Raw genomic sequence first — 9,119 nt, 5'->3', positions numbered from 1 at the left:
GGGCACGCGTGAGCCGTACCGGGCCGCCGGGGCGGCTCGGTACGGCTCGTCGGCGGGCGGTCAGGCCTTGCGGGCCAGCCCGCACCACATCGGCATCGGCCGCGGGCCCGCCTCGCCGGGCTCCGGCCGCCAGTCGGGCAGCTCGGCCACCCCGGGCTCGACCGGCTCCAGCCCGGCGAAGTAGAGGTCGGCGGTCTCCTGCCTGGTCCGGCGTACCACCGACTCCCCCCACTGCTGGTTGAGCAGTTCGAACGCCTCGTCCATCGCGGCGTCCTCACCGACCCGGGCGAACTGGGAGAAGGCGACGTGGCTGCCCGGGGGGACGGCGTCCACGATGCGCTTCATCAGCTCGGCCGGGCCCTGCTCGTCGGGGAAGAAGTGCAGGACGCCGAAGAGGATCACGCCGATCGGCCGGTCGAAGTCCAGCACGTCCCGCGCCTCGTCGAGGATCCGGTCCAGCTCCTTCATGTCGGCGTGCAGGTAGCGGACCTCGTCCTCGGGCAGGCCTGCCAGCAGGTGGCGGGCGTGCGCCACCACGACCGGGTCCTTGTCCACGTAGACGGTCCTGGCGTCCGGAACGACGCTCCGCGCCACCTCGTGGGTGTTGGCCATCGTGGGCAGGCCGGTGCCGATGTCGAGGAACTGCCGGACGCCGGCCTCGGCGGCCAGGTGGCGCACGATCCGGACCAGCGCGCCGCGCGCGGCCCGGATGTCCACCCGGACGTCGCCGCCCGGCCAGGACGCGAACGCGTACTCGGCGGCGGCACGGTCGGCCGCGAAGTTCGCGGTACCGCCGAGCATCAGGTCGAACACCCGCGAGACGTGCGGAACCTCGGGGTCGACCCCCGCGATCTTCCCGGATTCCGCGTTTTCTGCAGTCATCGCCGTTCCTTTCCGAAAGGCCGCGCACGAATCAGCGCGGACGTGTTTTCCCGGTGACCGGAGGATGCTGGAAGAAATTGTTCCAAGAGGGCCGTACGGCACCTACTCCGAGAATGCCCGGAGCCTTCCACGCGGAATGTCAGCCCGCGCGCAGCGCCTCGGCGATCCGCTCGCCGATCAGCACGGTGGTCAACGCGGTGTTGGCGCAGACCATGGACGGCATGACGGAGGCGTCGGCGGCGTACAGCCCGGCCACGCCCCGGACGGCGCCGAACTGGTCCACCACCGCGCCCGGGTCGTCGGCCGGCCCCATCCGCAGGGTGCCGGCCGGGTTGAAGGCCGTGTCCACGACGGTCTCGACGTACTCCCGGAGCAGTTCGTCGTCGTCGACGGTCCTCTGGTCCAGCCCGACGACCTTCCGGGCCCGCGCGCCGATCCCGGCCGAGTTCGCCAACCGCCAGCAGGTGCGGACCGCTTCCGCGAACAGGTCGTGGTCACGCCGGTCGCCGAGGTAGCCGAGGTCGATCCGCGGCGCGGTGCGCGGGTCCGCGGAGGCCAGGGTGATCCGGCCCCGGGAGTGCTGGCGACGGACCACCGCCATGATGCCGAACACCTCGTCGGTGCCGGCCGCGGCGCGCAGCCGGGGGAAGTGGTGGGTCAGGTTGAAGTGGTTGACCATCGCGTAGTACATGTCGTTGAAGCGCTCCGCTCCCCCGGCCCGCGCGGGCGCGGTGGTGCGCAGCACGATCTGGCCGGTGGAGGCGCTCGCGTCGGCCGTGCCGGGCCTGGGCGCCAGGAAGACGCCGATCCGCGGCTGGTCGACCAGGCCCTCGCCGACTCCCGGGAGGTCCGCGCGCACCGGGATGCCCAGCTCGGCCAGCCGGTCGGCCGGGCCGACGCCCGACCGCAGCAGGACGGCGGGCGAGCCGACCGCCCCCGCCGCGAGCACGACGCGCCGTGCCGTCAGGTCCCGTTCGGCGCCGCCCGCCAGGACCCGGACGCCGCGCGCGGCGCCGTCGCCGTCGATCAGGACCCGGTCGGCCAGGACGTCCGGGACGATGGTCAGGTTCGGGCGGGCGGCGGCGGGCCACAGGTACGCCATGGCGGTGGAGACCCGCTCGCGGGCGTCACGGCGGTTGGACGGGATCGGGCCGACGCCGGTGGACAGCGGGTGGTTGTGGTCGGCGGCGTACGGGTGGCCGGCCTCCAGGCAGCCGTCGAGGAAGAGCCGTTGCACGGTGGTGAGCTCCTCCGGGCGCCAGCGCCGGATCGGGATCGGGCCGCCGGTGCCGTGGAGCGGGTCGGTGCCGAAGTCGAGGTCGTCCTCGATCGCGCGCAGCCGGGGCAGCGCCTCCTCCCAGCTCCACGCCGGGTTGCCGAGGGCCGCCCACTCCGCGAAGTCGGCGGGGGTGGCGCGGATCATCACCGTGTTGCCGACGGCCGAGGAGCCACCGGTCACCCGGCCCTGCGGGAAGGCGGTGCGCCGGCTCGCGGTGAGCCTCGCGGACAGTCCCCAGCCGTGCCGGGCCAGCGACATCGCGTTGCCGTTCAGCAGGTCGTCCGGGGTCCGCTCGCGGGTGGCGTAGTGCGGGCCGGCCTCGATCAGCGCCACCCGCCGGGTGCCGTCCTCGCTGAGCCGGGCCGCGACCACGGCGCCCGCGGTGCCTCCGCCCACCACGATGTCGTCGAAGGAGTCTGAGGCGGCCATGCGTTTCCCCCCGGTCGGTACGGTCGAATTCCCGCACCGTATCGCCGGGGCCGCGGCGCGGACTTCTCACCGATTGCCGGAGCGGCCGTCCGGAATTCGCGCGGGGAATTCCCGGCCGGTGTTCCGGGGCGCCGGGCGCCCGGGTTCGGCATTCCTGGAGAAGTCCGTCCGGCGGACGGGGTGTGACGCTCGACGCGGGAGGTGTGCGCCGATGCGGATGACCGCGGATCAGCGGCGGGCGGTGGTGGTGCGGGTGGCGGTCGACGAGTTCGCCCGGGGTGGGTACCAGGGCACCTCGACGGTGGTGATCGCGGCCCGGGCCGGGGTGTCGCAGCCGTACCTGCTGCGGCTGTTCGCCGGGAAGCGCGAGGTGTTCCTGGCGGCCGCCGAGCACGCCACCACCCGCGCCGCCGAGGCCTTCACGGCCGCGGCCGAGGGCCTGGACGGCGCACCGGCGCTGCGGGCCGGCGAGCGGGCCTGGCGGCGCCTGCTCGGCACCGGGAGCGTCTTCGCCTTCCAGTGGCAGCTGCACGCGGCGGCCGCCTCGGATCCGGTGGTCCGCGAGGCGGCGGCCCGGCACTGGGAGCGGCTGTGGCGGGTGGTGGCGACGGCCACCGGCCTGCCCGGTCCGGCCTTGGCGGGGTTCTTCGGCCGGGTGCTGCTGCTGAGCACCGTCACCGCGCTGCGCCCGGGGCCGCCGCGCCCGGCCGGGGCTCCGGTCACCACCGGGCGGGCACCCAGCGCGCGTGGAACCCGTGCGGCACCCGCTCCGGCAGCGGCACCACCGCGACCGGCGGGCCGGTGAAGTCCGCGGTGTCCAGGACGACCAGTTCGCCGCGGTCGGTGACGGGGTCGTACACCAGGGTCACCAGCCAGCCGTCGGCCTCGGGGGCCAGCGCGTCGCGCGGGACGAAGACGGGTTCGCCGCTCTGCCGCCCGCCGGTGAAGGCGTGCCGGTCGGTGCGGCCGGCGACGAGGTCGTGCCGCAGCAGTGCCGGACCGCACAGCGCCGCGCCCTGGTCCGGGGCGAGTTCGACGGTGAAGGCGTAGCGGTACGGCAGGCCGGTGCGCCGTTCGTCGATGCGCGGGAACTCCTGGGTCCGGCCGTCGAGCCGGTGTTCGACCACGGCGCCCTCGCGGGGGTCCAGGATCCACCGCCACAGGGTGGGCGCGGACTCGCTGGGGTGCAGCCGGTCGCGGTCGAAGGCCCGTTCGTGGCGGATCACGTCCACGGTGATCCGGCCGTCGGCGTCCTCGAAGGCGTTGACGGGGTGGAACACGAAGCAGGGCAGGACGTCGAGCCACAGGACCGGGGCTCCCGGCCGGTCACGGGGGACGATGCCGATCCGGGCGTCACGGTCGGGCTGCCAGGTGTAGGGCACCGGTGAGCCGGCCCGGGCCTCGGCGGGGTCGTGGGCGACCGGCAGGTCGAACAGGATCGTGTGGCGTTCGGTGAGCGCGAAGGCGTGCATCCAGGGGCGGCCCTTGACCGGCACCGGCTGCGCGGCGCGGACCCGTCCTCCGACGTCGACGGTGAGCAGGACGGCCTTGTCGCCGGCCGGTTCGACGGCGACGGCGTGGAGTTCCCCGGTCAGCGGGTCGGTGAGCGGGTGGGCGCAGAACCCGCCGGGCAGGGTCGCGTCGAAGTCGGTGCGGGCGAGGGTGCGCAGTTCGGGGTCGAGGACGAGCGGCAGGGCGCCGCCGTCGGTGACGGCCAGGGTGCGGCCGGCGTGGTGGACGAGGTTGGCGTTGACGTTGTCGTCGAGGCCGCGGCGCGGGCCGGGGGTGGGCAGTTCGCCCAGTTCGCGGCTGACGGTGTCGCCGCGCAGCCAGCGGTTGCGGTACCAGTGGGCGCGGCCGCCGCCGAGGCGCACGCCGTGCACCATGCCGGCGCCGGCGAAGGCGTGCCGCAGGGCCGGGTCGTGGACGCCGCGGGCGTTGGGGCCGATCCGCAGGAAGGTGCCGTCCAGTCCCGGCGGCAGGGTGCCGCGGACGGTCAGGTCGGTGTGCTCGGTCTCGGCGGGCACCGGCCGGTAGCCGGGTCCGAGCAGGTGCACCGTGCTGTGCGGGACCCGGTCGGCGATGCGGCGCGCGAGCGGTTCGGCGCCGGACAGGTGACTCGTCGGCGTGTGACCAGTGGTACGAGGCATGGCCGCCCCTCCATCGATAGCACCGTTACATAACACTGTCATAGACGAGGTTCACAGGCGGCTGACATACTGTCAAGGGTGAGTCCACGGCGAGTTGACCCGAATCTCGGCACCCAGCTGATCGAGGCCGCGGCGAAGCTGCTCAGCGAGGAGGGGCCCGCCGCGCTGTCCACCCGCAAACTGGCGGCGACCGTGGGCACCTCGACCATGGCCGTCTACACGCACTTCGGCGGCATGGACGACCTGGTGCGGGCGGTGGTCCGCGAAGGCTTCACGCTGCTCAACCGGAGGCTGGAGGCGGTCGAGCAGAGCGACGACCCGGTCGCCGACGTGGTCACGCTCGGCTGGGCCTACCGGGCCAACGCCCGCGAGCACCGGCACCTCTACAACGTCATGTTCGGCGGCTCCGGCCTCAGCGGATTCTCACTCACCGACGACGACCGGCAGCACGGCCGCTACACCCTGGCCGCCCTCGTCGGGGCGGTCAAGCGCTGCGTGGCCGCCGAGCGCTTCCAGCCCTCCGACCCGGAGCTGGTGGCCCACCAGCTCTGGATCGCGCTGCACGGCCTGGTCACCCTCGACCTCGGCGGCTACCTGGTCGAGCCGCTCACCGCGGACGTCTGCTTCGAGGCGCAGGTCTGCGGCATGGTCCTCGGCGCCGGGGACGACCCGGCCCGCGCCCGGGAGTCCGTGGCCCGGGCAGCGAAACGGCGGGTCTGAGCCCACCCGGGCCCCGACCCGCCGTCGTCCGACGCCGTCCTCCGCCGTCCTCCGCCGCCGTCGTCGTACCGGAACGCGTCATCCGCTCCAGGGCGCCCGCGGCCACCACACGAGGCCCAGGTCTCCGAGCAGCCGGACGTCCCAGTAACCGACCGCGAACGCGCCCGCCACCAGGAAGGCGGACGCGGTCAGCGCCGCCCCCCGGCCCGGCCCGGTGGCCAGCCAGCGCTGCACGGGCCCGCCGAAGCCGTAGGACAGCACCAGGAACAGCAGCGCCATCACCAGGAAACCGGCGATCGACTGGAGCGAGAACACCAGCGCGCCGTACAGCGGTTCGCGTTCCAGGGCCACCTGCCGGAACAGGGTGCGGACCAGCGGGGACGGGCAGCCGGTCAGGAGGGCCCCGAGCAGGGCGCCGAGCAGCACCAGCGGGGCGTTCGGGAACCGCCGGGCCACCCCCGCCAGCGGGTCGGGCAGCACGCCGACGGCAGCCAGCCCGATCACCAGCAGCACCAGGCCGACCACCCCGAACACGGCCATCGCCTGGACCGCCCCCGGAGGGACGGCGGCGGGGACCGCCCGCACGTGCGGCGTCCGGGTGCCGAACAGACCGACCAGCACCCCGTAGACGACGGCGACGGGCACCAGGCCGGCCGCCAGCCAGCCCAGCGGGTGCAGCACGTGCACCAGCCGTCGACGACGGGTCAGGCTCATCTGTCCGAGCAACGGCCCCACCGCGCCGAACACCGCCACGTTGCAGGCGGTGAACGACCCGGCCAGGCCCGAGACGAAGGCGAACAGCGCGGTGGCGCCGAAGCCGCGCGGCGGCGCGTTCCCTGCCGCGAAGCCGAACCCTTCGTCCACCGCGGTCGCGGGCCAGGCGTACGCCAGCAGCAGACCGCCGAGCAGCGCCGACACCACGACCAGGGCCCGGCGCCGCGGGAACAGCCCGTTGACGAACAGCGAGGTGGCGCGCGGCGGCGCCTTCACCGTCCAGCCCGTGGTGGTGGTCTCGGTCACGCGGAATCTCCTCAGCTCACGGGAAACGCCCCGCCGGACCCGGCGGAAACTACCTCCCCCTCATGGAACATGACAGATTTTCAGGTCGGGTCGGCACCTTGGCTACTTCCGTGTTGCCTGGCATCGGCACGGTGGGAGTAGTCCCACGCGCCGGGGCCCCCAAGCATGTATCCGGAGAGCCGCGGCCACCGGGCGTGCGGCGGGCGGGAGACAGTGATGAGCGGGATCTGGCGGGCGCTCAGGCGCCGTCTGTTGACACCGAGTCACCACGAGACGAAGTTGTCGACCCGGGGCTTCCACGTGAAGAGCCCCGAGGCGCGCGAGAACCTGGAGACCGTCGGCGCGACCTTCCTCGACGGCTACGCGATCGCCGTCGAGGCCGCCGACCAGGACGAGGCCCACCGGCGGCTGGAGCGGATACCGGTGCGGTACCGGGGCTTCGCCTACGAGGGCGCGGCGATGGGCCTGGCCATGCTGGACGGCCTGCCGCTGCCCGGCAGGGGCCGGGTCGCGGAGTTCCTGTCGGGCCACGGCGCGCCGCACAGCTACATGGTCCACGTCGGGGTCGGCTGGGCGATGGCCCGGCTGCCCCGCTTCCGCTGGGCGTCCGTCGCGCCCGCCGACCCGCTGCTGCGCTGGCTCGCCCTGGACGGATACGGCTTCCACCAGGCGTACTTCCGCACCGCTCGGTACGTCCACGAGCACCACCGGGAGAGCGGCTTCCCCTGGCCCGGCGACGAGACCCGCCACTACGCCGGGCACGCCGTCGACCAGGGCATCGGCCGGGCCCTGTGGTTCATCGGCGGCACCGACCCGGCCGTGGTCGCCGACCTGGTCGACGGCTACCAGACCGACCGCCACGCCGACCTGTGGGCCGGGGTCGGCCTGGCCACCTGCTACGCCGGAGGCGCCACCGAGGCCGAACTGGACGTGCTGCTCGACCGGGCCGGCGAGCACCGGCCCCAGTTCGTCCAGGGCGTGGCCTTCGCCGCCACCGCCCGGGTCGAGTCCGGCCTGCTCACCGCGCACTCCGAGACCGCCGTCCGGCTGCTCTGCGGCCTCACCCCGGAGCAGGCCGCCGCGGTGTGCGAGCAGACCCGGCCGCGGCCCGCCGTCGACGAGGCGCTGACGGCCTACGAGACCTGGCGGCGGCGCATCGCCGACCGGATCACCAGCGGCACCCCCGGGGCCCGCGCGTGAGCGCCGCCGGACCCGACCGGGCCCCGGCCCGGCCACGCGGCGGAGCGCACCGCCGGCTCCCCGGGCCGTCCCGCGCCGCCACACCCGTCCTGCTGGCCCGGATGGCCGCCGACCGGCTGGCCGTGATGACCGGGGCCGCGGCCGCCTACGGTGACGCGGTGCGGCTGCCGCTCGGCCCCAAGACCCTCTACTTCTTCAACCACCCCGACCACGTCCGCCGGGTCCTCACCGACAACAGCGCCAACTACCACAAGGGCATCGGCCTGGTGCACGCCCGGCGCGCCCTCGGCGACGGCCTGCTGACCAGCGAGGGCGAACTGTGGCGCGCCCAGCGCAAGGTGATCCAGCCGGTGTTCCAGGCCCGCCGGATCTCCCGGCAGACCGGGGCGATCGCCGAGGAGGCGGCGCTGCTCGCCGGACGCCTGCGCCGCTCGGCGGGCGCCGGGCCGGTGGACATCCGGCAGGAGATGACCACGCTGACCCTCGGGGTGCTCGGCCGCTCGCTCCTGGACGCCGACCTCGGCGCCTACGAGTCCATCGGCGAGGCCTTCGAGGTCGTCCAGGACCAGGCCATCTTCGAGATGATGAGCCTCGGTTCGGTGCCCTCCTGGGTGCCGTTGCCGCTCCAGCTCAGATTCCGCCGGGCACGCGCCGAGCTGGACCGGATCGTCGCCGCGCTCGCGAGCGAACGGCGGCGCCACCCGGCCTCCGACGGGACCCGCGACGACGTGCTGTCCCGCCTCGTCGACGTCACCGCCGAGGAGCGCGACCCCCGGGCGAGGCGGGAGCGGATGCGCGACGAGCTGATCACCCTGCTGCTCGCCGGACACGACACCACGGCCAGCACCCTCGGCTGGGCGCTGTACCTCCTCGACCGCCACCCCGAGGTCGGGGACCGGGTCCGCGCGGAGGTCGACGAGGTCCTCGGCGACCGGCTGCCCGACTTCGAGGACGTCCACCGGCTCACCTACACCTCCGCCGTCCTCCAGGAGGTGATGCGCCTCTACCCGGCGGTGTGGCTGCTGCCCCGCAAGGCGCTCACCGAGGACGAGATCGGCGGCTACCGCGTACCCGCCGGCGCCGATGTCGTCCTGTGCCCCTACACCCTGCACCGGCACCCGGACTTCTGGGACGACCCCGAGCGCTTCGATCCCGACCGCTTCGCCAAGGGGCGCACGGCCGGCCGCCACCGCTACGCCTACGTGCCGTTCGGCGCCGGTCCCCGGGTCTGCGTGGGCAGCGGCCTGGGGACGCTGGAGGCCACCGTCGTGCTCGCCGTCCTGCTGCGCCGGCTGCGGCTGTCCGTCCCGCCCGGCCACCGGGTGCGGGCCGAGCCGATGCTGACCCTTCGGGTCCGGGGCGGCCTGCCGATGACCGTGGAACCGCGCGACTGAGGCCCCGCACGAAGGTCCGGGCCGCCCGGCGGCCCGGACCTCACG

General features: G+C 74.6%; 8 protein-coding genes. 4 read left to right on the top strand and 4 right to left on the bottom strand.

Annotated elements, in window-relative coordinates; translation table 11 throughout:
- Nucleotides 1-60: 60 nt before the first annotated feature.
- Together ACFRMQ_RS33105 and ACFRMQ_RS33100 are read right to left on the bottom strand one after the other, a co-directional pair.
- Nucleotides 61-882 (bottom strand): SAM-dependent methyltransferase, encoded by an 822-nt coding sequence (locus ACFRMQ_RS33105; protein ID WP_380734443.1) that lies wholly within the window; start codon nucleotides 880-882, stop codon nucleotides 61-63.
- A gap of 139 nt (nucleotides 883-1,021) precedes the next feature.
- Nucleotides 1,022-2,590 (bottom strand): GMC family oxidoreductase, encoded by a 1,569-nt coding sequence (locus ACFRMQ_RS33100; RefSeq protein WP_380734442.1) that lies wholly within the window; start codon nucleotides 2,588-2,590, stop codon nucleotides 1,022-1,024.
- A 217-nt stretch (nucleotides 2,591-2,807) separates the two neighbouring features.
- Here ACFRMQ_RS33100 and ACFRMQ_RS33095 point away from each other — a divergent pair, with 217 nt between their 5' ends.
- Entirely contained in the window at nucleotides 2,808-3,395 is a 588-nt protein-coding gene (locus ACFRMQ_RS33095) for a TetR/AcrR family transcriptional regulator (protein WP_380734440.1), read from the top strand.
- On the opposite strand, the gene ACFRMQ_RS33090 is transcribed toward ACFRMQ_RS33095, so the two are convergent.
- Nucleotides 3,310-4,740, bottom strand: coding sequence for a carotenoid oxygenase family protein (locus tag ACFRMQ_RS33090; RefSeq protein ID WP_380734439.1), 1,431 nt, complete (start codon nucleotides 4,738-4,740; stop codon nucleotides 3,310-3,312). The two genes, ACFRMQ_RS33095 and ACFRMQ_RS33090, sit on opposite strands and share 86 nt — an antisense overlap.
- A 78-nt stretch (nucleotides 4,741-4,818) precedes the next feature.
- Between ACFRMQ_RS33090 and ACFRMQ_RS33085 the strand changes: the two genes are divergently transcribed.
- The gene (locus tag ACFRMQ_RS33085; RefSeq protein WP_380734438.1) at nucleotides 4,819-5,460 is read left to right on the top strand and encodes a TetR/AcrR family transcriptional regulator; all 642 of its coding nucleotides are present in this window, start codon (nucleotides 4,819-4,821) and stop codon (nucleotides 5,458-5,460) included.
- Nucleotides 5,461-5,538: 78 nt separating this feature from the next.
- Here the strand turns inward: ACFRMQ_RS33085 and ACFRMQ_RS33080 are convergent, their stop codons facing one another.
- On the bottom strand, nucleotides 5,539-6,480 hold the full coding sequence (locus ACFRMQ_RS33080; RefSeq protein WP_380734437.1) for a hypothetical protein: 942 nt from the start codon (nucleotides 6,478-6,480) through the stop codon (nucleotides 5,539-5,541).
- A gap of 216 nt (nucleotides 6,481-6,696) precedes the next feature.
- On the opposite strand from ACFRMQ_RS33080, the gene ACFRMQ_RS33075 reads away from it, so the two are divergent.
- Nucleotides 6,697-7,680, top strand: a complete 984-nt coding sequence (locus ACFRMQ_RS33075) for a DUF1702 family protein (protein WP_380734436.1) — start codon at nucleotides 6,697-6,699, stop codon at nucleotides 7,678-7,680.
- 101 nt (nucleotides 7,681-7,781) lie between these two features.
- Nucleotides 7,782-9,074: a cytochrome P450 gene (locus ACFRMQ_RS33070; protein ID WP_380734444.1), complete on the top strand. Its 1,293-nt coding sequence runs from the start codon at nucleotides 7,782-7,784 to the stop codon at nucleotides 9,072-9,074.
- Nucleotides 9,075-9,119 lie beyond the last annotated feature (45 nt).

It is taken from the genome of Kitasatospora sp. NPDC056783 (assembly GCF_042789895.1).
GTDB lineage: Bacteria > Actinomycetota > Actinomycetes > Streptomycetales > Streptomycetaceae > Kitasatospora.
Note: the sequence above shows the minus strand (reverse complement) of the source record. Positions and strands in the feature narration are given on the sequence as shown.

Excerpts from the sequence above, each read along its gene's own strand:
- ACFRMQ_RS33105 (WP_380734443.1), bottom strand. The coding sequence starts at position 882 with ATGACTGCAGAAAACGCGGAATCCGGGAAGATCGCGGGGGTCGACCCC.
- ACFRMQ_RS33100 (WP_380734442.1), bottom strand. The coding sequence starts at position 2,590 with ATGGCCGCCTCAGACTCCTTCGACGACATCGTGGTGGGCGGAGGCACC.
- ACFRMQ_RS33095 (WP_380734440.1), top strand. The coding sequence starts at position 2,808 with ATGACCGCGGATCAGCGGCGGGCGGTGGTGGTGCGGGTGGCGGTCGAC.
- ACFRMQ_RS33090 (WP_380734439.1), bottom strand. The coding sequence starts at position 4,740 with ATGCCTCGTACCACTGGTCACACGCCGACGAGTCACCTGTCCGGCGCC.
- ACFRMQ_RS33075 (WP_380734436.1), top strand. The coding sequence starts at position 6,697 with ATGAGCGGGATCTGGCGGGCGCTCAGGCGCCGTCTGTTGACACCGAGT.
- ACFRMQ_RS33070 (WP_380734444.1), top strand. The coding sequence starts at position 7,782 with ATGGCCGCCGACCGGCTGGCCGTGATGACCGGGGCCGCGGCCGCCTAC.